Below are 24,365 nucleotides of genomic sequence, written 5' to 3'. Positions count from 1 at the left end.
ATAATTTTCTGTTTATCTTCTGTTTTTCTAATTTTGCAAAAAAATATGATTAGAATCACTATCCTCACATTTGTCATTGGTTTGATATTTTATTTCGCCAATTTTATTGGAATAGCTCAATATGTCCATGCTGACAAGTGGTTCATTTTAGCATTTTTCTTTGCAATTTCTTATTTCAATCATTTTCTAATGAAATTGGGCTTTGCCAACAATAGAGAACATTTTGTGCAGTACTATTTAGGAAGTATTATTGTTCGCTTAATCCTAAGTGTTGGCTTCATCGGAATGTTTGGTTATCTGGGAACTAAAGACATCTATATATTCATTAGCAATTTTTTTGTACTCTATTTATGTTACACATCGTTTGAAATTAGCGGATTGTATCGTAAATTGCGACATATTTCTTAGTCAGATAAAGTAAGTAAAAAGTAAGTGTTTGATTTACAGCTTTTTATTTAAAAATGGCTCAAAGATAATTTCTTAACTCTTAATATGTTCATCCTTCAATTCGTGATGAGAAAATTATATTTTTCAAATATTTTGGCATTTCTTGTTTTTTTTGCCACATCAGTATTTGCACAACACCATTCTGAAGAATCAGCTCAGGCAGACTCTTCTACAACGACTTCAGTAGCACATACTCCGGAAGCATCAGGAGAAGCACATGAGGAAGGTAAAGTAGATTTAGGACACATGATTATGCACCACATTGGCGATGACCATAAGTGGGAGTTTGCTCATGGTGTATCTATTTATTTACCTTGTATCGTAAAAACAGAAAGCGGATTGAAAATATTTTCTTCTCGTAATTTGGAAGACGAACACGGAAATCCAGTTGCTTACGAAGGCTTGATTTTGGAACATGGTAAAATCCATGCCGAAGATGGCTCACATGTTTTTGATATTTCAATTACTAAAAACGTAGCTTCTTTATTATTAAGTGCTGTTTTGATGGTTTTAATTTTCTTCTCAGTCGCTAAATCTTATAAAGAAAGAGCTGGCAAAGCACCTAAAGGTTTCCAGTCTTTAATAGAACCCATCATTATTTTCATTCGTGACGAAGTAGTGAAATCGAATATTGGCGAAAAACATTACAGAAAGTTTTTACCATATTTATTAACGCTTTTCTTCTTTATCTGGATTAACAACTTGTTAGGTCTTTTACCGGGTGGAGCTAACGTAACAGGAAATATTGCTGTAACAATGGTTTTAGCAGTAATTACTTTCTTAGTAACTAACCTTAATGGTAAAAGTACTTATTGGGGACACATTTTTGCGATGCCAGGTGTACCGAAATGGTTGTTGGTTATCTTAACGCCAGTAGAAATCATCGGTATTTTCACAAAACCAATTTCTTTAATGATTCGTCTTTTTGCTAACATTACAGCAGGACACATCATTATGTTGAGCTTCATCGGTTTGATTTTCATTTTGAAAATTTGGACAGTAACGCCAGTAATTACGATTTTCGCCGTATTTATGAACGTAATCGAATTGTTAGTAGCATTTTTGCAAGCATTTATCTTTACAATGTTGGCATCAAGCTATATCGGTTCAGCAGTTGAAGAACACCACCATTAAGAGTGCTGAGTGCAAAGTTTTGAATTGTAATAATTATTAAAACTTTAAAAACTTTCCTCATAACACTACTTATCATTTCATTTTGTAAATAATTTTTTTCACTATAATAAAACAAATAACAATCATGTCACTTTTGTCAATCTTATCGGAAGTTTCAGTAGGTACAGGTTTAGCTGGTGTTGGTGCTGGTTTAGTAGCAATCGGTGCTGGTTTAGGTATCGGTAACATCGGTGGTCGTGCAATGGAAGGTATTGCTCGTCAGCCAGAAGCTTCTGGAAAAATCCAAGGTGCGATGTTAGTTGTAGCTGCTTTCGTTGAAGCGGTTGCTCTTTTCGCAGCGGTTATCTGTTTCTTGGTAGCTAACAAATAGTTTTTGCTATCAACTGTTACAAGATAGAACGTGTAAAAAGTAGTTTTGTACGAGGCTTCTTGTTAATACAGCAAAAAAAATCTTTCGTGGCACAAAACATTAGGTTTTGGCCACGAAGTTTTTGAAGAATACTAATTTTAAACTATAATTTATTGAGCGATACTTTATTCTTATAAGTATCAATCACAAAACATTTATTATTATGGAATTACTTACTCCAGACTTAGGTCTTATCGTATGGCAGTTAGTGGTTTTTGGCGTATTGTTTGTTGTTTTAGCTAAATTTGCTTGGAAGCCTATCATTAGTTCTTTACACGAGCGTGAAGCTTCTATTGAAAGTGCTTTAGAATTAGCTGAAAAAACACGCCAAGAAATGGCTGAATTGAAAGCTGGTAACGAAAAATTAATCGCTGATGCTCGTGCTGAAAGAGATAAAGTATTGAAAGAAGCTAAAGAAGCAAGCGAAGCTTTAATTGCGAAAGCAAAAGCTGATGCTCAGAAAGCTGGTGCTGAAGAAATTGAGAAAGCTCGTGCTGCATTTAATCAAGAGAAAGTGGCTGCAGTAGCTGCTTTAAGAAAAGAAGCTGCTTCTTTATCTTTAGAAATTGCAGAAAAAGTTTTACGTAATCAATTAGCTGACCGTTCTGCTCAAGAAGCTTTGGTTTCAACTTTATTAGCAGACGCTAAATTAAATTAGTATCAGATGGCAGGTTTTGTATTGCCGAGTGCAATCTATAAATCCTTAATCTGATTGATGATTTGAATTACGAATTAAGGTTATTGTATTCTGAAATTCAAAATCCAAAATCCAAAATTGATATGTCCCAGCAAGCCGTTGCATTCAGATACGCTAAATCCTTGCTTGATTTAGCCATAGAAAAAAGCGTGGAAAGTAAGGTTTATGAAGATATGAAACTCTTCAGTACAGTATGCCACGAAAATCATCAGTTTTATTTACTGTTGAAAAACCCAATTGTTTCACATTACCACAAGCTTACAATCTTAAAAAATATTTTTGCTGGTAAAGTGGATGCTTCTACGATGGCTATTTTTGAAATCATTACTCAAAAAAATCGTGAGGCTGTATTACCTTTAATTGCTGAAGATTATCTTGCTCAATACGAATTGTACAAAGGTATTCAAAAAGCATATATTACTACTGCAACAGCCTTGACGGCAGCTCAGAAAGCAGAGTTTACGAAAATCGTTACTGATGCAACTGGTAAGAGTGTAGAAGTAATTGAGAAAATTGACGAAAGCATTATTGGTGGTTATATCTTAAAAGTAAACGACCGTCAGATTGATACTTCTGTTAAAACTAAATTGAATGATTTGAAAATGAAGTTTCTTAACTAAACTTTATTGATGATTTATATCAAAACCCTGTAAGAATACTGATTCTTACGGGGTTTTCTTTTTTAGATAAAACTTAAAATCTCTAAATTGCATGGCTCATCCTTTGAAATATGAATGTATTAGACGAACTCAATCAAGTATCTATTTTACAAATTGCGGAAGATTTAGGTTTGGATGTAAAACGACATCGAATGGTTTGTCCTTTCCATGAAGACGATACTCCTTCGCTCGTACTGTATCCACATACAAATAGTTTTTACTGCTTTGGTTGTGCCAAAACGGGCAATGGTATTAGTTTGTATTCAGAAATAAAAAAAATGGATATAAAGTCAACCATTCAAGAAATGGCAGTAGAGTATATTTCTGATTTTCAGCAAAATAAAAATTTTACTAAAAAGAAAATACCCACCAGCAATCTGTTTGATGTAGCCGAAATTAGAAGAATACAAGCCAAAGAAAAGCCTACGGAAGAAATACATTCACAGATTTATGAAAGTTTTAGAGACTTCTGTTTACAACAAAAATCCAATGAATTATCTCAAAAAGCACTTGACTATTTAAAGCAAAGAGGTTTTACTGAAAAAACAATTAAAGAATTCAGACTTTTCGCCATCAAAGATTACACAGAAGTTACTTGGTACTTGAAACAACGTTTTTCAACCTTAGATTTACAAGAATCTGGTTTATACAATCAGCGAAATAATTTGATTTTTTATTCTCATGCTTTGATAATTCCTTATTATCGAGAGGGAAGAATTGTGTATTTGCAAGGAAGAGTAATTGGTAAGCCACCCGAAGGAACAAACCGTTATTGCTTTTTGAATAATCAACCCTTGACGCTCTTCAATGCCGATGTTTTGAAGAAAACCAAAACTGGCGAAACTGTGTATATTACCGAAGGAGCTTTTGATTGTATGCGTTTGGTTCAAGAAGGGAAAACGGCAGTAAGTTTGGGTACAGCCAATATTTTTAAAAGAGAATGGGCAAAATTATTCAAAAGAGTAAATGTGGTTTTTTATTTGGATAACGACAAAGCTGGGCATAAAGCCGCCGAAGAATTAGAAAAGATTTTTACGCATTTTAATATTTCTTGTACTCGCAAAAACCTTCCTGAAAGCTATAAAGACGTAAATGAATATTATACAGGGAGACTGGGAAGTAACGAACAATTAGGAATGTTTTAGGTAAATATACAGAACAGGATTATCGAGTAAATTATTCGTTTTAATTTGTTTCAAAACAATCAGCTTTTCAAAACATACCTTATTTGCTAATGAAAAAAATATTGACTCTTCTCTTCGTAAGTGTGCAGTTGTTGGCTCAAAAGCCTGTTACGCTTCCAAGAAGTACGCCAGAAGCCGAAGGCGTTTCGTCGGAAGCTATTATTAATTTTCTGGAAGCCGCTTCAAAAAGTAAACATGAATTTCATAGTTTCATGTTACTTCGCCACGGAAAAGTAGTGGCTGAATCTTGGTGGAATCCCTACCGCAGCGATTTGAAACATACCATGTATTCGGTAAGTAAAAGTTTTACAGCTACGGCAATCGGTTTTGCTGTTTCGGAAAAGAAAATTACCGTAGAGGATAAAGTGGTTTCATTTTTTCCAGAAGATTTGCCTACACAAGTAAGTCCGTACTTGGCAGAATTGAAAATCAAAGATTTATTGACAATGAGTGTGGGGCATCAGACCGACCCTACTGGAGAAATTGGTGCTAAAAATGAAAATTGGGTAAAGGCATTTTTGCGTACTCCCATTGTGAACAAACCAGGTTCTAAATTTTTGTATAATTCCGCCGCCACTTACATGCTTTCGGCGATAGTTCAGAAAGTAACGGGACAAAAAGTAATAGATTATTTACAACCAAGATTATTTGAACCTTTAGGCATTACAGGAATCGACTGGGAAGTTGACCCCAAAGGCATTAATACTGGTGGTTGGGGAATCCGTTTGAAAACAGAAGATATGGCAAAATTTGGGCAATTGTTTCTGCAAAAAGGATTGTGGAAAGGCAAACAAATTTTACCTACTGCTTGGGTGGAAGAAGCAAGTACCATGAAAATCATGCAAGACCCAAATGCTACGCAAGCTAAAAAAGACTCAAGTGATTGGCTTCAAGGTTATTGCTATCAGATGTGGCGAAGTAGAAATAATGCTTACAGAGGCGACGGTGCAAATGGTCAATTTATTATTGTATTGCCAGAAAAGGATGCGGTAATGATTGTAACAGCCGAAGCACCCGATATGCAAGGAGAGTTTAATTTACTTTGGAAGTACATTTATCCAGCATTGGGCGATAAAAAATTACCTGCCAACCCAGCAATGCTTGCCAAATTGAAAGAAAAATCAGCTTCTTTAGCTTTGCCGATTCCAAATAAAAATGTTAGTTCAAGTACAGAATCAAAAATGTCAGGTAAAACTTTTGGAATGGTTACGGGCGATAGAAGTTTTGAAAATGTAAAATTCGATTTCAGCAACGGCATTTGTAAAGTAAGTTTCAAAACAGATTCAACTACCCACCAAATTCCGTTTGGAGCAGGAAAATGGGAATTGTCTGAAACTACCAAATTTGGCCCATATTTAGTGGCAGCGGCAAAAGCCAATAGAGTAGGGCTACCAGCTTTTAAAGTAGCAGGAAGCTATACTTGGAAAGACGAAAACACGCTCGAATTAACGCTTCGTTACATCGAAAGTCCACATACCGAAACAATAGTTTGTACTTTTGATGGCGATAATGTTTCGATAGATTTTCAAAGTATTTTCAATATCAATCGTAAAAGAACGATTTCAAAAGGCATTGTATTTACGCCAAAAGCCAACGCACCGAAATTAATCGTCAGAGGTGACGATATGGGTTACTCTCATTCGGGCAATGAAGCCTTGATAAAATCGTATAAAGAAGGCATCGAAACCTCAATAGAAGTAATTGTAGCTTCGCCGTGGTTTCCAGAGGCGGTGAAATTATTAGCCGAAAACAAAAGAGTAGATGTAGGTCTGCATTTTGCCATTACGAGCGAGTGGGATAATGTAAAATGGCGACCACTCACCGAAGCCAAAAGTTTAAGAAATGTTGATGGATACTTCTATCCAATGCTTTTCCATAACAACAATTATCCAAAGCAAGCCGTGTTGGACAATGACTGGAAAATAGAAGACATTGAAAAAGAGCTAAGAGCTCAGATTGAAATGGCATTGAAGTACATTCCAAGACTTAGCCACGTTTCAGGACACATGGGAAGTACCGCTTTTACACAAGAAGTAAAAGATATGGCAAGAAGAGTAGCCAAAGAATACAAACTGACAATGGTAGATGTAGATTCGATGAAAGACCTAAAAGTAGCCTATACAGGTTTTGATTTTAATAATAAAAATACCGAGCAAAGAATAGAAGGTTTTATAGGAATGTTGGATAAATTGGAGGATGGCAAAGCCTATGTTTTTGTAGAGCATCCCGGTTTAGATAATGACGAACTCCGAGCGATTTCACATATTGGTTATGAAGACGTAGCACAGGGTCGTCAAGATGTAACGACGATTTTTACGAGTGAAAAAGTAAGAACGGCGATTCTTAAAAAAGGAATACAATTAGTAAGTTATAAAGAAGTAATAGAAGCCGTGAAATAACGAAACAGATTGATTTTAAGCCGCTTTTAATAAAAGAAAAACTTTTATTGGAAGCGGTTTTTGTATTTTAATGAATAACGATAATAAGCAAAAATCGTATATTTGAAATAAAAATTGACAAGAATGACACTTCAAACGATTATAGATAAAACTGTTCAGGTGATTAGTCAACTTCCAGAAGATAAAGCTTCTGAAATATCTGATTTTGCTGATTTTATTATGAAAAAACATGAGGAACAACTGCTAAATGAACATATTCAAAAGTTGGTTCAACAGAGTAAATCCTTTAGTTTTTTAGATGAGGAAGAGGAAATTTATACTTTGGATGATTTGAAAGAGAAATATCATGAACAAGGGTGATTTAATTCTTATACCATTTCCTTTTACTGATTTAACTGGAAATAAGCTAAGACCAGCTGTAATTTTAGTGGATTCTTCAAAGGATATAACTGTATGTTTTATTACTACTCAACTAAAGTGGAAAGAAGATACAGACATAGAGCTTTTCCCTTCAAAAGTAAATGGGATTAAAAAACATTCATTAATTCGTTTATCTAAGATAGCTACCATAGATAAATCTTTAGCATTAGGCAAATTAGGAGAACTTGATAATATTGAAATCAAAGAGTTAAATGCTAAACTTAAAGATTTATTTCAGCTTGCTTAAAAAACAAATAATTCTTTACCATTTTTTCAATTCCCAAAACAAATTCTTGCCAAAATAAAAAAATCACATTACCTTTGAAGCCATGAATAATTCAGCGAACACATACCGTACTTATTATTACTACTACGCACAGTAGCAGTCGGTTGTGTTTTGACTAATCTTTTTGAAAATCAAAAAATACATATACACAAACCGACTTGAAAAAGTCGGTTTTTTTTGTGCCTTCTTCCAAGTACGAAAAGGCTTTTAACCAATGAATGTAAAACCAGCTTCCCGAATGGATTTGGTGCAGGAGTATTACTTCTCGACCAAGCTAAAACAAATCGCAGCGATGCGTGCTTCAGGTATTGATGTGTTGAATCTGGGTATCGGTAGCCCCGATTTACCGCCTTCTGCTGAAACTATTTCAGCTTTGTCAACAGCAGCAGAAAACCCTAAAAACCATGCCTATCAAAGCTATGTAGGTATTCCTGCTTTGCGTGAGGGTTTTGCGAAATTCTATCAAAATGCCTACGGTGTAAGCTTAAATCCTGTGGATGAAGTATTGCCTTTGATTGGTTCAAAAGAAGGAGTAATGCACATTTCAATGGCATATTTGGAAGTAGGTGACGAAGTTTTAGTACCAAATCCGGGTTATCCAACTTATCGTGCGGCTTCTTTATTGACGGGAGCTACGGTGGTTGATTATGACCTTTCAGAAGAAAATGGTTGGTTGCCCGATTTGAAAAAACTGGCTGAAAAAGATTTATCTAAAGTAAAATTGATGTGGGTAAATTATCCACACATGCCAACGGGTGCAAAAGCCAACAAAGCCTTTTTTGAAGAATTAAGAGATTTTGCTTTAGCGAATAATATCTTGATTGTAAATGATAATCCTTACAGTTTTATCTTGAACGATGACCCCGAAAGTGCTTTAGCCGTAGAAGGAATGAAAGAAGTAGCTTTGGAACTGAATTCATTGTCGAAATCGCATAATATGGCTGGCTGGCGTTTGGGCGTTTTGGTTGGGAAAGCCGAGTTTATCAATCCTGTTTTACGTTTTAAATCAAACATGGATTCTGGAATGTTTTTACCATTGCAAATGGCGGCGGTGAAGGCTTTAGAAAATCCTTCGTCTTGGTTTGATGAATTGAACGCTATTTATCGTGAACGTCAGCAGAAGGTTTTTGAAATGATGGATTTACTGAATTGTCAGTACGATAAAAATCAATCTGGAATGTTTGTTTGGGCAAAAATTCCAGCAAACTATCAAACAGGGTTTGAATTATCGGATGCGATTCTTGAAAAATCGGGTGTTTTCATTACTCCGGGGGGAATTTTTGGTTCGGCAGGTGATGCTTATATTCGTACTTCTTTGTGTGCTGAAGTATCAGTTTTTGAGCAGGCGATTGGGAGGATTGTTAGCTCTTTAGCTTTGAGTGATGAGCTTTGAGACTGTAAGACTTTTAGATTAAAGAAGCAAGACGCAAGATATAAGACTTGAGACTTTTGAGATTGAAGATATGAGAAGCAAGACAAAAGATACAAGACTTGAGATTTTAGGATTGAAGGATATAAGACTTTAGGATTTTGAGATACAAGATGTAAGAAGTAGTAGAGAAATTACTTGAAAGCTTTTAGAATAAAAGATTATAAAAAAGAATTTTAAAAATAAAGGCTCAAAGCCGATAGCTCAAGGCTCATTGCTCAAAGCTTAAAGCTCAAAGCCAAATACAAAATTATGATTATTTCAGTAGTTGGACTTGGGCTGATTGGTGGTTCAATGGCTTTGAGTTTAAAGGAAAACGGTTTTGCTGATACGGTGATTGGTGTCGATAACAAAACCGAACATATTATTAAGGCTTTAGAATTAAAGCTTATCGACCGTGTGGCTCTTTTACAAGATGCTGTAAAACAATCGGATATTATTATTTTGGCTGTGCCAGTAGATGCTTTGTTGACTTTATTGCCAGAAGTATTGAATCAGATTACTGAAAGCCAAGTAGTAATTGAAGTAGGTTCTACCAAAAAAGCAGTAATAGAAGCGGTGAAAAATCATCCAAACAGAGGCAATTTTGTGGCGACTCACCCAATGGCTGGAACAGAATTTTCTGGGCCAGAAGCTGCCATTCGTCATCTTTTTGATGGTAAAAACTGTGTACTTTGTGATATTGAAGATTCAAAACCTGAATTGGTAGAATTAATCAAGAAAATGTATATCGAAGGTTTGAAAATGAGAATTACTTATTTAGATTCTGTCGCACACGATATTCATACGGCTTATATTTCGCACATTTCACATATTTGTTCTTTCGCTTTGGCTTCAACGGTTTTAGCGAAAGAGAAAGATGAAGAGAGTATTTTTAATTTAGCAAGTACAGGTTTTGAATCAACAGTACGTTTGGCAAAGTCGAGTCCAGATACTTGGATTCCGATTTTCCGACAAAACCAAGAAAATATCATCGATGTACTCGATTCTTATATTACTACTTTGTTGACCTTCAAAGGTTTAATGCTTTCTGGAAGCTACGAGAAGTTTGGCGAATATCTTACGCAAGCCAATGATATTAAACGAATTTTGAATAAGTAAAAAGTTATCTAAAACAAAAAAGACTTTCCGAGTTTAACTTGGAAAGTCTTTTTGTTTTAGAATAAAAATAATCTTGTGTCGCTCCCGATTTCGATGTTGGTTTTATGCTTTTTCTTGTTCCACGGAGCAGTTGTACTCATTGCCATTTGTATTGCCAAACCTGCCATAATGAGGGTAAAAATGATAAAAACCCAGCGAAATATTTTTTGATTTTTGTTCATGTGTTATCTGAATTAATTCAAAACTGAATAATGCGTCAAAGATAATAACATATTGATAAAGGATAAGTTTGTGCGAATGATGGATTCTAAAGCAAATCTGATTATTTTGCAAATGTTTTAATTAGCAATCAACAAATCAAGCTTTTATCAATTCAAAACGCTGAAATTTAACCCTAATAACAATGAAAAATAACATTCATTATTTTTTCTTCTCTTTTTGTGCAATTCTCTTTTCCTGTTCAAGTCCAGCTACCAAGTACGAAAACGCTAACACAATCACGAATACTTGTTCGATGATTTTTATTGATAAATCGGTGAGTGTGAATGTCAATAAAAAATTTATCAATGAAAAATATACTCGAATTATTAACCAATTAATTGATGAAAATATCAAGGCAAAAGGCGATAAAATAGAAGTATATTTTATTCATGAAAATACAGGTCAAGCCAAAGTGTCAGAACTAATGGCTCGTACCGAAATGGAGGATTTGGAAGGAGCAAGTGCGACGGATGCAGAGGCTAAACAAACAGAATTTAATATCGACCTCAATAAAGAAAAGGCTGTTTTTAAGAAAATTGTAAGTAGTCAACTTACGGCACAGAATACTTCTTCAAGTAAAAATAGTACTGATATTTTGGCTGCTTTGCCTATAATTGACAATGCTATCGGCAAAGGTTTTCAAGTAAAAGCATATTTTCTTTCGGATATGGTTGAAAGTATGACTACCGCCAATCGCCGTGATTTTCATAAAAATCCTCCTGTTGATGATGCTTCGGCGGTTGGTTGGGCCAGAGAAGATGCCGACAAACTGCAAAGTACTTTACCCAATATCAATATGGCAAAAATCTATATTGCTAAACCATTTGAGCCAACTGCTTCCAGAAAACTCAATAATCCTGCAATTTCGGCTTATTGGCAAAGACTTTTTAAAGAGTTGGGCGTAGCTGCTGAGGTAACAGAATTGTAGCTTAGAAGCTTTGAGCAATGAGCTTTAAGCTCGTAGTTCAATGTAAAAATTTAAATCACTCAATGCTTTTAGTGAAATGTTTTGATTAACAACTTAAACTTAAAAACAAGCTCGAAGCTTAAAAGCTTAAAAGCTTTGAGCAATGAGCTTTAAGCTTTTAATTACAAAATAGCTTTTGCGTAGTTCAATGTAAAAATTTAAATCACTCAATGCTTTTAGTGAAATGTTTTGATTAACAACTTAAACTTAAAAAACAAGCTCAAAGCTCATCGCTCGAAGCTTAAAGCTTAAAAGCTTTTTAATTACAAAACAGCTTTTGCGTAGTTCAATGTAAAAATTTAAATCACTCAATGCTTTTAGTGAAATGTTTTGATTAACAACTTAAACTTAAAGACAAGCTCAAAGCTCATCGCTCGAAGCTTAAAGCTTAAAAGCTTTTTAATTACAAAATAGCTTTTGCGTAGTTCAATGTAAAAATTTAAATCACTCAATGCTTTTAGTGAAATGTTTTGATTAACAACTTAAACTTAAAAACAAGCTCAAAGCTCATCGCTCGAAGCTTAAAGCTAAAAAATGCTTATCGCTAAAATACCCAATACAGCCCAAGAATGGGAAAAATATTATGATTTACGCTTCACGATTTTGCGTGAACCGTGGCATCAAAAAAAAGGAAGTGAAGTACTGCCCGACGAAGACCAAGCTCATCACGTAATGGCGGTGGATGCCGATACCGATGAGTTATTGGGCGTTGCTCGTTTGCAAATGAATTCGGCTACACAAGGACAAGTACGCTGCGTGGCAGTTGCCAACAATGCACAAGGAAAAGGAGTAGGGAAGTTTCTGATGAAATATCTGGAAGATTTAGGAAAAGAAAAAGGTTTAACAGAAATCATTCTGGATGCCCGTATCAATGCCCTTGAATTTTATAAAGCCATCGGCTACGAAATCTATGCAGAATCGTATTTACTTTTCGGAGAAATTCCTCATTGGAAAATGAAAAAACAATTGTAAAACGGGATTTTATCCCGTTTACTTTTTGTAACAAATTAACAGTAAAAGCCTAATTAAAAATCCAGCCAAATGAAATTGAACCCCACACTGGTACAACCAATTCTGTACTCCCTTTAGCACTTACCTGAATAGGTACAATCATACTGAATCTCCAAAAGTTTTGTTGATTTCTTGTCAAAACTTGGTAGCCAATCTGAGGCATTAATAATTGAAGTGGAATATCATTGTCAGCTCTAACTCCGCCATGATCAAAATGGTTTTCATCAATCTTAATACGAGTATAACCTGACCCCAGAAACCATCTGTTTGTACTTCCTAATGTTGTATTTATTTCCCCATTTACGGCACTACTATAACCCGGAAAGTATGGAGTAATACCAAACTTTAGTCCTAAGTAATGTTTCTTTATCGGAATGTTGTTTTGATAGTAAAGGCTGTAAATAACATTGTTTCCAGCGAATTCTACTCCGACTTGGTTTTTGTTTAATGACTGTGCTTTTGTACAAAATGTTAGGAATAGACAAATACATAAGGTTGGAATAAAGGCTAATTTCATAGATATTGAGGTTATAAAATGATAGATTTATTTTTTTCGAGTTGAAAACTCGTGTTACAGATTTATTTTTTCTGCTTTAATTGAAATACATTTCCTTCTGGGTCTTCTCCATCACAGAGAAAATAGTCGTAATTATCAAAAGTCTTTACTTCGTCCAATGTTACTTCTTGGGCAATTAATTGCTCTCTCAACGCATAAAGGTCTTCATCAACTTCAAAAACAACTTTGGTATTGTTATCAAATTTGAAAGCTTCTTGATTTTCCTCTAAATATTGTTCTCCTATTTTATGCAATCCGATTTGACAATCCCCTGCTTTTAAGAGTAACCAATTGTTACCGTATTCTTCAACGATTTCCAATGCCAAAATACCTACATAAAAGTCTTTCAGTACTTCTATGCTTTGAACAAAAATGATGATGGAAGTTAGTTTTAGTTTCATGGGTTTCTACGAGTTGGAAACTCGTATTACAGTTTTTATTTACTTCAAATTCTCAGAATTGATACTAAAACCTGTGCGGTTTACAATTTTCCATTCACCTTTTATTAATTCTACGATTCTTAATTCTTTGCTTGTAAATTTCTTGTTGTCTGTACTCCGTGTTTGGTCGAATGTCACCCAGATATAAGTTGGATTTACTTTTCTGAAAGTATAATTTTCTCTTTTGAAAGTAGCCTTTATCGCTTTTGGGTTTTGACTAAAATGATTACCGACTAATTGAAGAATTTTATCCCAAGTTTCTGCTTGTCCAGAAAAATCTTTCTCAGCAATTGCCCAATAGGTTTGAGGTGTTTGGCGATAGAAAGTACTCCATTTTTCAAGATTTTTGTTGTAAAAATACTTGGCTTCTTCCGTAATTACTTGTTTGATTTGTGTTTGTTCTTCGGGGCTGGTAATGTTTTGTGAAAAAGCTTTATTGATACAAAGCATAGAAAATAAGATGAGTAATAAGCGGATTTTCATAATGAATAATTTATGATTGAAAAGATAAAAACATCAATAAGTTAATAGGATTATTGACAAGAAACAAAAGCAAAGGAGGCAAATTGTAGCTTTTAATTTTGAAGTGAATCTTCTTTCGTAATCTTAGAGAGTATATTTTTCCAAATTTTTGTTTCTTCTGTATGTTGAAAAAGATGGAATTGTCGCTTGTAGGTGAGAGAATTTACTACATTTTGTTCTTTCCATACTACAATCATAGCGTTTTCGTCATCGGTAGTTTCGCCCCGAAAATGCTTTAATAACAGAATGTAATCAACATCTTTCATAACCAATGAAAAACAATGCTTAGGCTTTCTTCACTAAAATCAACACATATATTTTATAAAAGACTGTGAAACAAGTAATAAGTAACAATATTTGAACAAAATTTATAAAAAATTATAATTCAACAAGTATTAAACTATACGAGAATAATAAATTGTACCAACCTTGCAACTGAGATATAAGTACAATGAATATCAAATACTTATAGGAAAAATTTGACTAACGAAAAACACTAAAAAGGGCTTTTTTAGCAACTTGAGGCAGAGTTCTTTCTATAATTTATGATTTTTCTTCCATCGTTAAGAATTATTCACATTTTGATATTAACCAAGAAAGTAATTATTTTGCGTTTCTTTTGGGTTCTCATGAATTTATCAGAAGATTAGCAAACAGTATCATCTTTATCAAAAACCTTGTCTTTTATGCTTTGGAGCTGATAGATAGCGAAAATCAATAACTTAATATTTCAAAATGGCATTAATTACCAAAATCAGAGAAAAGTCGGGGATTGCGGCGGGGGCAATCGCCATCAGTTTAATTCTCTTCCTTATCGGTTCAGACCTTTTTCAGGGGCGTTCAAGTTTCTTCGGAGGCTCTAAAGATGTAGTGGGTGAAATCGGAGGAGAGAAAATTAAATACCAAGATTTCCAATCAAAAGTTGAAGAAATTTCACAACAATACACACAGCAGTCAGGACGTGGCCCAAGTGAGCAAGAATTATCTATGATTCGTGACCAGGTGTGGAATCAATACGTTTTAGACTTTGCTTATGGCAAAGAGTACGAAGCTCTTGGGCTTGCAGTTTCTCCAGAAGAATTAGTGGATATGGTACAAGGTAACAATATTCACCCTTCTGTTCGTCAGCAATTTTCAAATCCTCAGACTGGACAGTTCGACAAAAACTATGTAATTCAGTTTTTGAAAAACTTCAAAACACTTCCTGCTTCACAACAACAAGCATGGGTGAATTTTGAAAAATCATTGAGCCAAGACCGTTTGAGAAGCAAGTACGAAAACCTTTTGAAGTTATCAACTTATACAACGAATGTTGAAGCTCAGAAAGAATACAATGCTCAAACAGCTAAAGCGAGCGTTCGTTATTTGTATGTTCCTTTTTATTCAATGCCTGATTCATCTATTGCAGTTACAGATAATCAATTGGCTGACTATTTGAACGCTCACAAAGAGATGTTCAAAGGACAAGACACTCGTTCTATTCAGTATGTGACGTTCCCAATTATTCCTTCAAAATTGGATACAGCTTCTTTCTACAACGATTTAAAGCGTTTGGCGAAAGAATTAGCAGTTGCTAAAAATGATTCAGCTTTTGCTATGATGAATTCGGACATCAAAACTCCTTATTACGCTACTTTAGCTGAAATTCCAGAAGATGTAAAAGGTCAATTAGGAAATATGACTCCTGGCGGTATCTACGGGCCATTCAAAAACGGAATGTCGTATTCAATCTATAAGTATGGTGGTATTCAAAAAGATTCATTATATACCATTCGTGCAAGCCACATTTTGGTAAATGCTCCTAAAGGTGCTTCTGATTCTGTACGTGCTACTGCTCGTAAACGTGCTGAAAGTATTTTAGCTCAAATCAAAGGTGGTGCAAGCTTTGAAGCAATGGCTCAACAATTTGGTTCAGATGGTACTGCACAACAAGGTGGAGATTTAGGTTACTTCAAAAATAATGGTGGCATGGTGAAACCTTTCGAGAACGCCGTTTTTGGATTCTCAGGAACAGGTCTTTTACCAAGTATTGTTGAAACAGATTTCGGTTTCCACGTAGTAAAAGTAACAGAAGCTAAAACAAACACTCGTTACAAATTGGCTGCTATCAACCGTACTATTTCGCCAAGTCAATCTACGATGGACGAAGTATTGCGTAAAGCAGATGCTTTTGCAGCAGACAATCAGTCGAAGGCTGAGTTTGAAGCAAGTTTGAAAAAAGACAAATCTTTATTAATGCTTCGTGCCGATAAAATTTTAGAAGGTTCAACAAGCTTCAATAACTTACAGAATGCTCGTGAAATTGTTCGTTGGGCATTTGACGACGAAAGAAGTATCGGTGATGTATCTAAAGTATTCCAAAACGACAACCAATATATTGTAGCTTTATTGACAGCAAGTACTGATGCTGAGAATGTGAAAATTGATGATTTCAGAGAAGAATTAACAGCAGGTGTTAGAGCTGATTTGAAAGCAGAGAAAATCACTGAAAAATTAGCAGGTATTTCTGGTACTTTAGAGCAAATTGCACAAAAATATGGTGCAGGTGCATTGGTTGAAACAGCGAATGACATTACTTTAGCTCAAGGTGTTTTAACAAGTGCTGGTGCAGACCCAACAGCTTTAGGTAAAGCATTTGGGTTGAAAGTAGGTAAAAGATCTAAACCATTCAAAGGTGAAGGCGGTGTGTTTATTATGGAAACTATCAAATCTACTCCTGCTCCAGCAATTGCAGATTTGACTATCTATAAGAATTCTGCTAAAATGTTAGCAGCACAAAGAACTTCTTTCTATATCAACGAAGCTATCAAAGAAAATGCTAAAATTGTTGATAACAGAGCTAAATTCTATTAAGAATAATTTTTCTTAGCAATATAAAAAAGCACTTCTTCGGAAGTGCTTTTTTTGTTTATGCCAATTAATCAAAAGGAAAAAAACACTTTAAATACTCAAAAAAATGAAGCAGATAATACCTTGTTGAATTTGAATATTTCAAGATTATATTTACATATTCATTCATCAATAATGATAAGTTTATGATAATCAGAATATTAAAAATATCGGTAATATATTTCGTAGTTTACTCGCTCTTATCGTGTGGACAAAGTGAAACGCCTCCAGAAATTTCGGCTTTAGAGAGTACATTGCCCGAACAAATCGACTACAATCTTCATATCAAACCCATTCTTTCAGATAGATGCTTTAAATGCCACGGCCCAGATATAAACAAGGTTGAGGCTGGACTACAATTAACCAATTTTGAAGGAGCGACCGAAAAACTTAAAAGTGGAAATAGGGCAGTAGTGGCTGGGAATATCGACAAAAGCGAACTCATCAAGCGGATTCTCTCGCACGACCCAGAAATGGTGATGCCTACGCCTGCTTCAAACCTTACCCTGAGTGACGAAGAAAAAGCTTTGCTCATCAAATGGGTTAAGCAAGGGGCAGAGTACAAGGAACATTGGGCATTTACAAAAATTGAAAAACCTGAAATTCCTGAAGTACAACAAAACCAATGGGTGAAAAATCCTATTGATAATTTTATTTTACAAAAATTAGAAGAAAAAAATATCAAACCTTCGCCACAAGCCGACAAGGCGACTTTACTTCGTAGAGTATCTATGGACATCACGGGTTTGCCGCCTACGGTGAAAGAGTTAGATGATTTCTTGAAAGATAAATCAGCAAATGCCTATGAAAAAGTAGTGGACAGATTACTGAAATCACCACATTATGGCGAAAAAATGGGTGTAGAATGGCTTGATATTGCTCGTTATGCAGATTCTCATGGCTATCAAGACGATGGCATGAGAAATACTTATCCGTGGCGAGATTGGGTAATCAATGCTTTCAACAAAAATCTTTCTTATGATAAATTCGTCACTTGGCAATTGGCGGGTGATTTAATTCCTAATGCTACACAAGAACAAAAATTGGCTACTTGTTTTCTGAGAAATCATCCGCAAACACAAGAAGGCGGTGTGGTGGAAGAAGAATACCGCACTGAATATGTATTGGATAGAGTAAATACTTTTGGAAGAGCTTTTTTGGGCTTGACGGTAGAATGTGCCAGATGCCACGACCATAAGTACGACCCTATCGCTCAGAAAGAATTTTATCAATTATCGGCATTTTTTAATCACAACAACGAGTCGGGAATTGTGCCTTATAATGGCGAAGCTGCACCAACCATCATGCTCCCGACGGCTGATGTGCAGGCGAAAATTGATTTTATCAAAAAGAAAATTGCTCCTTATCAGCGTGCTATTCAGCCTTCGTATCCTGTTTATCGCAAGAATTTTGAACAGTGGATTCAACAAGCACAAAAAGCACCTACAAAATTTGCTGAGAGCAATAACAACCTTATTGCTAATTTTTCTTTCGAGAAAAATGTACCCAAAATCAATAAGTATTTTGACAATAATCTCAAGAAAGAAATCACAGAAGTAAAAAACATTGCTTATAAAAATTCAGCGGTGGATTCCATTGGAGCTTGGATTTCGGGTGATATGGATAGAAGTCCGAAGTTTATTAAAGGTAAAATTGGCAATGGTATTTTGTTTAGAGGTGATTGTGGCATTGATTTTCACCGAATTTTAGATTTTGAAAGAGTACAGCCTTTTTCGATTAGTTTATGGATAAATCCTTTGAAAGTAGGCGAACACGGCCCAATTTATGGTTCAGCAAATGGCGAGTTTGAAGGACAAAGAGGATATAGATGTTGGCTTTTGCCAGATGGTACTTTACAGGTAAGTCTCAGCTATGTTTGGCCAGCCAATTGTATCGACCTCGTTACGACGGACAAAGTACAATATAAACAATGGCAAAATATTACGCTTACTTATGATGGAAGTAGCAAAGCAACAGGCGTGAAGATTTATCTGGACGGCAAAGAAATGAAAACTACTTTGCTGGCTGATAATTTACACAAATCCATGAAGTTTGGAGAACACCATACCAATTGGTCAGACCTTACTTTTATGATAGGAAAGGAATTTCACGAGACAATGCAAAACTTTGCCGTGGATGAATTGAAAGTTTATACTCGTCAATTGGCTGAAATTGAAGTATTGGCTTTGGCGAAAAATAAAGAACAAGTATCCGCCATTTTAAAAACACCAAGAAATGAATGGACAGAAACGCAAGAACAGCAATTATTCGATTACTATCGCTTGAATTTCGACCCCTACTTTAAAGCATACTCCAGAAATTTACTGAAGCTCAGAGAACAAGAAAACCTTTTAGCAACCGACATCAAAGAAATAATGGTGATGAGCGAACGCAAGATTCCTCGTAAAACATTTATTCTTAATCGTGGAGCGTATGATGCTCCTTCAACGGAAGTTAATGTTGGTGTTATCAACAAACTTTTATCTTTTGATGACGATTTGCCTCAAAATAGATTGGGTTTAGCACAGTGGCTTTTAGACGAACGTCATCCGCTTTTTGCAAGAGTTGTAGTGAATCGTTTTTGGCAAAATTATTTTGGTTTCGGACTTTGTAAAACCTCAGATGACTTTGGAAATCAGGGCGAAATGCCTTCGCATCCTGCTTTGTTAGATTGGCTCGCTGTTACTTTCCGTGAATCTGGCTGGAATGTAAAAGCCATGCAAAAGTTGATTGTGATGTCGGCTACTTATCAGCAGTCTTCTAAAAAACGCAAAGAGTTAATGGAAATAGATTCAGAAAATCGCTTGCTGGCACGTGGACCAAGTTATCGTTATGCTCACGAGCAAATCAGAGATGCTGTTTTGGCTGGAAGTGGTTTGCTGGTACATAAAATCGGTGGGCCAAGTGTTTATCCTTATCAACCAAGCGGTATTTGGGAAGCTTTGGCAACACGCAATGCTACTACTTATCGCCAACAGCATGGCGATTCATTGTATCGTCGTGGACTTTATACTGTTTGGAAGCGTTCATCTCCGCCTCCGTCTGCGATTACTTTCGATGCACCAGAGCGATACTTCTGTGTAGTGAAACGCCAAAAAACCTCTACGCCTTTGCAGGCTTTAGTAATGATGAACGACCCACAATATAATGAGGCGGCTCGAAAATTAGCCGAAAGAATGATGCGTGAAGGTGGCGAAAGTACTGAAGAAAGAATAAAATTGGCATACAAAGCCATGATTTCGAGGTATCCTCGTCCAGAGGAAATTAAGGTATTGACAGAAATGTATCAAGAAGAATTGACAGATTTAAAAACAAAACCTAAAAGAGTAAAAGAATTATTGAGTGTCGGAGAGTCGCCAATTGATACAAAACTCAATCAAAATGAGTTGGCTGCCAATACTGTTTTGGCTATGACCTTAATCAATTTTGATGGAACGATTATTAAGAGGTAAGAGCTGTGAGCTATGAGCTATGAGCTATGAGCTATGAGCTATGAGCTATGAGCTATGAGCTATGAGCTATGAGCTATGAGCTATGAGCTATGAGCTATTTTATAGTCTTTTTTTGATGAAATAGTTCCCTTAATTTATTCCTTTTACTGAACCATTAACAAATAATAGGTTTACTTTTAAATCACTCATTCACAAATAAAAAACATGAATGTAAAAGAACATATTCAAGACGTTGAACGCCAATTGAGTCGTCGAGAGTTTTTATTCAAGTCGGGTTTGGCTTTGGGTGCAACTGCTTTGGGTTCGATGCTGAACCCATTGGAAGCTTTGGCTGGAAATACGATTGGCCCGCATTTTACGCCGAAAGTAAAAAGAGTGATTTACTTGTTTCAGTCGGGAGCTCCTTCGCAATTAGAACTTTTTGACTACAAACCTAAGCTCAAGCAAATGTTTGGGCAAGAATTACCAGCCTCGGTGCGTGGTGGACAAAGATTGACAGGAATGTCATCGAACCAAAAGTCTTTTCCTTTGGCAATGGGGAAATTTGAGTTTGCTCAGTACGGACATTCACGAGCTTGGATGAGTGATTTATTGCCACATCATCATCAGATTGCCGACGAGCTTACTTTTATTAAATCCATGCACACCGAAGCCATTAATCATGACCCAGCGGTGACGTTTTTCCAAACGGGAAATCAGCAGGCTGGTCGCCCTTCGATGGGTTCTTGGGTGAGTTATGGTTTGGGTTCTGACAATAAAAATTTACCAACTTTTTGCGTTTTACTTTCTCGTTCCAACAATTACGACCAACCGCTTTACGCTAAATTGTGGGGTAACGGTTTCTTGCCTTCTGAACATCAAGGCGTAATGTTTCGAGCTGGTAAAGACCCCGTTTTGTACTTGAACGACCCCGACGGCATGGACAGAACTTCAAGAAGAAGAATGTTGGATTATCTTGGTAAACTTCATCATGAACAATTTAAACACGAGCAAGATGCCGAAATCAATTCAAGAGTAAATCAGTACGAAATGGCGTTCCGAATGCAAACCTCTGTTCCGGAAACTTTAGATATTTCTAAAGAACCCGATTATATTTATCAGATGTACGGCGACGACGCTCGTAAGCCCGGTACTTTTGCTGCCAACTGTTTGTTAGCTCGAAAATTGGCTGAAAAAGATGTAAAATTCATTCAATTGTATCATCAAGGTTGGGATCATCATGGCGGACTTCCTGAAAATATCAAGAAAATTACAAAAGATGTTGACCAAGCTTCTGCTGCTTTGATTAAAGATTTAAAACAAAGAGGAATGTTGGATGATACTTTGGTAGTTTGGGGTGGCGAATTCGGAAGAACTAATTATTCACAAGGTAAATTGACGGTAGATAATTATGGGCGAGACCATCATCCAAGATGTTTTACGATTTGGATGGCTGGGGCTGGCGTAAAAAAAGGTATGACTTATGGCGAAACTGATGAATTTGGCTACAATATCGTCCGTGACCCTGTTCATGTTCATGATTTCCAAGCTACTTTATTGCATTTAATGGGTATAGACCATGAAAAAATGACTTTCAAACATCAAGGAAGACGCTATCGTTTAACAGATGTTTCAGGAAAAGTAGTTCGACCAATTTTAGTGTAAGTTTTTCAATTTTTTGATTATTAGATGAAATCCGTAGCGGTAACCCTTGCGGTTACCGTTTGACCAAAATAAGCAACGGTAACCGTAAAAGTTACCGCCACGTGAAAAACAATTTATAAAAAGCAAGACTTCAAAACCATAATCCTTAGGCTACCAATTTCCCCAATTCGGGCTTATATTTCACAAAACCAAATAAGTGTAAAAACACACTTCTCGACATTCTGAAATTAAAAGGAACAGCCAACAAGGATACAATCGGAATCGGTATAATGTAGCCCATAATAGAAGGGTCACCGAAGCCCCAATAAATAATAAGTCCTAAAATGCCTAAAATCAAAATTGAAAAGGCATAACTCACAAACATTGCTCCGTACCAAAAGCCGGGTTCTACTTCAAAATGTAAATTACAAACTGGGCAATTTTGGTGCATATCATCAAATTTGTCTATTCGCCAATTGCTGTATTTAAACATTTTACCTTGACGGCACTGCGGGCAACGCATTTCTGTAATGGCTTGAAAACGTGAACGTTGGTTGTCAAACTGAATATTTTGATAGTCTTTCATGGATTTTAAATGATTAATGTGTTTTTTTTCTAAACTCTTCTGGTGTAATGCCAACTTGTTTTTTAAAAAACTTGGAGAAATACGAATTATCCTTGAAGTTTAAAAAATAAGCGATTTCGCTAATACTTGTTTGCTGATTGATTAACAGCCTTTTTGCTTCCAGAATAATTCTATTTCTAATGACTTCTCCCGCCTGAATCCCCAAATGTTCTTTACAAAGTGCATTCAAATGGTTGGGAGTAATGTAGAGTAAATCTGCGTACTCCATTGGTAGCTTTAGGTTGGTATAATTTTTTTCAATCAACTTCTGAAAGTTTTTTAGCAAAGCATAATTGTATTGTGGAATGGTTTGTGGCTTAGAGGCAAAGTGATTTTGGTCTATCAGAATAAAAATTTGCAAGAGTAAGGCCCTGATAATATCATTTTGAAATACTTCTTTTTGACTGTCGTGAAGAATGATTTCTTCAAAAAGTCCTTTGATTTTTTCATTCAGTGGACTTTCTAAATTAATCACACTGTCTTGAACGATATTGTTAAAAAAAGGAAAGGAATCTAAATAATCAGGACGCAACAAAAATGACTGAAAAAATGCAGGTGAAAAATTCACGACGTAGCCATCAATTTCACCTTCAAAACTCCAACTATGTACTTGTCCGGGAATCATAAAGTAAATTTGATAAGGCTTGGTTTCAAATCTTGTAAAGTCAATCGTGTGAAAACCAGCACCTTTGGTGAAAAATACCAAATGATAAAAACTATGACGGTGAGCCAAATGTAAATTTTGATGTTTTGCTAAATAACTCCCAAAGCGACTAATCAGAAAAACATCCTCTTTGTGTTCTGACAAAGTACGTATATCAACAAGTGGAATATTGGGCTTCGTTAAGGGCATTTTTTTGATTGGTTTGATATGCCAAAGGTATAGCAGAAAATGAAAGGAATTATGGTGTAAAGCCGACTATCAATGGTAATAATTACTGATTGTGCGAAAAAGATACTCCATTCCATAAATAATGGACGAACAGTTTGATAAAATTCAAACTGCATCATACAGATAAGTATGAATAAATATTAATATTGTAATAAAATAAACCTTAAAGATGATGAATCCAGCATTAACGAATGTACAAGTAGAGCTTTTAAATACTTTTGCTTATCAGTTGCCAGATGATGAACTTGGTGAATTAAAGAAAGTACTTACACAATTTTTTGCTCAAAGAATCCGAAAAAGAACTGATTTAATTTGGCAAGAAAAAGGATATAGTGAAGAAACGATGAACAATTGGCTTAATGAAGAAGAGCAATAGACTTCGGATTGTGCTTGACACCAACGTGTTTTTAGTGTCGTTAGCACCCAAATCGCCATTTGCATTAATTTTTGATGCTTTACTAAATCAAACATTTGAATTAGTAATCAGTACTGAAATACTTGCTGAATATGATGAAATTATTTCAAAAAGATATGATAAACAAACTGTAAATGATGTTTTTGAATTAATTCTACATTTAGAAAACATTCATCATCAGAACGTGTACTATCAGTGGAATTTGATTGATATAGACCCTGACGATAATAAATTTGTAGATGTTTTTGTTGCTTCACAGGCAGATTACTTAGTTACAAATGATAAACACTTTTCATTTCTGAGTGAGTTGCCTTTCCCTCCAATCAATCTTATTAAAGCCGAAAAATTTCTTGAGATTTTAAATACTTACGTCTCAGAATATTAAGAGTGTTAAAGTTTTTGATAATAGAATTTCACCAATTCTACTATACAACATGAGTCATCCCGAATTTTGGGTATGACTTGACAAATAAAAACCTCCTTGTTTATTTTGTGAATTACGACAAACACAAAAAACAGGAGGTTTTATTATGCCCAAGGCACATCT

The 24,365-nt window shown here is 35.4% G+C and carries 24 protein-coding genes; 18 read left to right on the top strand and 6 right to left on the bottom strand.

The genetic code is table 11. The features are described from left to right. Window positions 1–45 precede the first annotated feature (45 nt). The 11 genes from VB248_RS19735 to VB248_RS19685 all read left to right on the top strand — a co-directional run bounded on the left by VB248_RS19735 (window position 46) and on the right by VB248_RS19685 (window position 10,165). On the top strand, window positions 46–408 hold the full coding sequence (locus VB248_RS19735; RefSeq protein ID WP_323298553.1) for a hypothetical protein: 363 nt from the start codon (window positions 46–48) through the stop codon (window positions 406–408). Between the two features lie 105 nt (window positions 409–513). Beyond that, window positions 514–1,581: a F0F1 ATP synthase subunit A gene (atpB, locus tag VB248_RS19730; protein ID WP_323298552.1), complete on the top strand. Its 1,068-nt coding sequence runs from the start codon at window positions 514–516 to the stop codon at window positions 1,579–1,581. A 124-nt stretch (window positions 1,582–1,705) separates the two neighbouring features. Then, a complete protein-coding gene (gene atpE / locus VB248_RS19725) occupies window positions 1,706–1,951 on the top strand; it encodes an ATP synthase F0 subunit C (RefSeq protein ID WP_323298551.1) in 246 nt (81 codons plus the stop codon). A gap of 202 nt (window positions 1,952–2,153) precedes the next feature. Beyond that, window positions 2,154–2,648, top strand: a complete 495-nt coding sequence (gene atpF, locus VB248_RS19720) for a F0F1 ATP synthase subunit B (RefSeq protein WP_323298550.1) — start codon at window positions 2,154–2,156, stop codon at window positions 2,646–2,648. Between the two features lie 122 nt (window positions 2,649–2,770). Further along, window positions 2,771–3,307: an ATP synthase F1 subunit delta gene (atpH, locus tag VB248_RS19715; RefSeq protein WP_323298549.1), complete on the top strand. Its 537-nt coding sequence runs from the start codon at window positions 2,771–2,773 to the stop codon at window positions 3,305–3,307. Between the two features lie 110 nt (window positions 3,308–3,417). After that, window positions 3,418–4,491: a CHC2 zinc finger domain-containing protein gene (locus tag VB248_RS19710; RefSeq protein WP_323298548.1), complete on the top strand. Its 1,074-nt coding sequence runs from the start codon at window positions 3,418–3,420 to the stop codon at window positions 4,489–4,491. An 89-nt stretch (window positions 4,492–4,580) separates the two neighbouring features. Then, complete coding sequence (locus VB248_RS19705; protein WP_323298547.1) at window positions 4,581–6,929, top strand: ChbG/HpnK family deacetylase; 2,349 nt, start codon at window positions 4,581–4,583, stop codon at window positions 6,927–6,929. Window positions 6,930–7,052: 123 nt separating this feature from the next. Then, window positions 7,053–7,289 (top strand): hypothetical protein, encoded by a 237-nt coding sequence (locus tag VB248_RS19700; RefSeq protein WP_323298546.1) that lies wholly within the window; start codon window positions 7,053–7,055, stop codon window positions 7,287–7,289. Beyond that, window positions 7,276–7,596 carry a type II toxin-antitoxin system PemK/MazF family toxin gene (locus tag VB248_RS19695; RefSeq protein WP_323298545.1) on the top strand — a complete coding sequence of 107 codons (321 nt, stop codon included), beginning with the start codon at window positions 7,276–7,278 and terminating at the stop codon, window positions 7,594–7,596. The genes VB248_RS19700 and VB248_RS19695 overlap by 14 nt, the downstream gene beginning before the upstream one ends. 253 nt (window positions 7,597–7,849) lie before the next feature. Further along, window positions 7,850–9,028, top strand: a complete 1,179-nt coding sequence (locus VB248_RS19690; protein ID WP_323298544.1) for a pyridoxal phosphate-dependent aminotransferase — start codon at window positions 7,850–7,852, stop codon at window positions 9,026–9,028. A gap of 288 nt (window positions 9,029–9,316) precedes the next feature. Further along, a complete protein-coding gene (locus tag VB248_RS19685; protein WP_323298543.1) occupies window positions 9,317–10,165 on the top strand; it encodes a prephenate dehydrogenase in 849 nt (282 codons plus the stop codon). A 56-nt stretch (window positions 10,166–10,221) separates the two neighbouring features. Here VB248_RS19685 and VB248_RS19680 read toward each other — a convergent pair whose 3' ends face one another. Further along, a complete protein-coding gene (locus VB248_RS19680) occupies window positions 10,222–10,386 on the bottom strand; it encodes a hypothetical protein (protein WP_323298542.1) in 165 nt (54 codons plus the stop codon). A 182-nt stretch (window positions 10,387–10,568) separates the two neighbouring features. Here VB248_RS19680 and VB248_RS19675 point away from each other — a divergent pair, with 182 nt between their 5' ends. Both VB248_RS19675 and VB248_RS19670 read left to right on the top strand, forming a co-directional pair. Further along, on the top strand, window positions 10,569–11,354 hold the full coding sequence (locus tag VB248_RS19675) for a hypothetical protein (protein WP_323298541.1): 786 nt from the start codon (window positions 10,569–10,571) through the stop codon (window positions 11,352–11,354). Between the two features lie 573 nt (window positions 11,355–11,927). After that, the gene (locus VB248_RS19670; protein ID WP_323298540.1) at window positions 11,928–12,365 is read left to right on the top strand and encodes a GNAT family N-acetyltransferase; all 438 of its coding nucleotides are present in this window, start codon (window positions 11,928–11,930) and stop codon (window positions 12,363–12,365) included. A 49-nt stretch (window positions 12,366–12,414) separates the two neighbouring features. On the opposite strand, the gene VB248_RS19665 is transcribed toward VB248_RS19670, so the two are convergent. From VB248_RS19665 to VB248_RS19655, 3 genes are all read right to left on the bottom strand, one after another. Next, complete coding sequence (locus tag VB248_RS19665; protein ID WP_323298539.1) at window positions 12,415–12,921, bottom strand: hypothetical protein; 507 nt, start codon at window positions 12,919–12,921, stop codon at window positions 12,415–12,417. Window positions 12,922–12,983: 62 nt separating this feature from the next. Continuing rightward, window positions 12,984–13,361: a VOC family protein gene (locus tag VB248_RS19660; protein ID WP_323298538.1), complete on the bottom strand. Its 378-nt coding sequence runs from the start codon at window positions 13,359–13,361 to the stop codon at window positions 12,984–12,986. A 39-nt stretch (window positions 13,362–13,400) separates the two neighbouring features. Continuing rightward, window positions 13,401–13,883 (bottom strand): hypothetical protein, encoded by a 483-nt coding sequence (locus VB248_RS19655; RefSeq protein WP_323298537.1) that lies wholly within the window; start codon window positions 13,881–13,883, stop codon window positions 13,401–13,403. A gap of 774 nt (window positions 13,884–14,657) precedes the next feature. Between VB248_RS19655 and VB248_RS19650 the strand changes: the two genes are divergently transcribed. The 3 genes from VB248_RS19650 (at window position 14,658) to VB248_RS19640 (ending at window position 21,907) form a co-directional block, all read left to right on the top strand. Beyond that, entirely contained in the window at window positions 14,658–16,775 is a 2,118-nt protein-coding gene (locus tag VB248_RS19650) for a peptidylprolyl isomerase (RefSeq protein ID WP_323298536.1), read from the top strand. A 182-nt stretch (window positions 16,776–16,957) separates the two neighbouring features. Next, window positions 16,958–20,263, top strand: coding sequence for a DUF1553 domain-containing protein (locus VB248_RS19645; RefSeq protein ID WP_323298535.1), 3,306 nt, complete (start codon window positions 16,958–16,960; stop codon window positions 20,261–20,263). Between the two features lie 204 nt (window positions 20,264–20,467). Then, window positions 20,468–21,907: a DUF1501 domain-containing protein gene (locus VB248_RS19640; protein ID WP_323298534.1), complete on the top strand. Its 1,440-nt coding sequence runs from the start codon at window positions 20,468–20,470 to the stop codon at window positions 21,905–21,907. A 145-nt stretch (window positions 21,908–22,052) separates the two neighbouring features. On the opposite strand, the gene VB248_RS19635 is transcribed toward VB248_RS19640, so the two are convergent. Continuing rightward, the gene (locus tag VB248_RS19635) at window positions 22,053–22,472 is read right to left on the bottom strand and encodes a DUF983 domain-containing protein (protein ID WP_323298533.1); all 420 of its coding nucleotides are present in this window, start codon (window positions 22,470–22,472) and stop codon (window positions 22,053–22,055) included. Between the two features lie 13 nt (window positions 22,473–22,485). Beyond that, the gene (locus tag VB248_RS19630; RefSeq protein ID WP_323298532.1) at window positions 22,486–23,364 is read right to left on the bottom strand and encodes a helix-turn-helix transcriptional regulator; all 879 of its coding nucleotides are present in this window, start codon (window positions 23,362–23,364) and stop codon (window positions 22,486–22,488) included. A 211-nt stretch (window positions 23,365–23,575) separates the two neighbouring features. Here VB248_RS19630 and VB248_RS19625 point away from each other — a divergent pair, with 211 nt between their 5' ends. After that, complete coding sequence (locus VB248_RS19625) at window positions 23,576–23,779, top strand: hypothetical protein (protein ID WP_323298531.1); 204 nt, start codon at window positions 23,576–23,578, stop codon at window positions 23,777–23,779. Continuing rightward, window positions 23,763–24,203 carry a putative toxin-antitoxin system toxin component, PIN family gene (locus VB248_RS19620; protein ID WP_323298530.1) on the top strand — a complete coding sequence of 147 codons (441 nt, stop codon included), beginning with the start codon at window positions 23,763–23,765 and terminating at the stop codon, window positions 24,201–24,203. Before VB248_RS19625 ends, VB248_RS19620 begins: the two co-directional genes overlap by 17 nt. Window positions 24,204–24,365 lie beyond the last annotated feature (162 nt).

Source organism: Arcicella rigui (genome assembly GCF_034929435.1).
GTDB classification, from domain to species: Bacteria; Bacteroidota; Bacteroidia; order Cytophagales; family Spirosomataceae; genus Arcicella; species Arcicella rigui.
The sequence above is the reverse complement of the archived record's forward strand: the minus strand, read 5'-3'. Positions and strand labels throughout refer to the sequence as shown.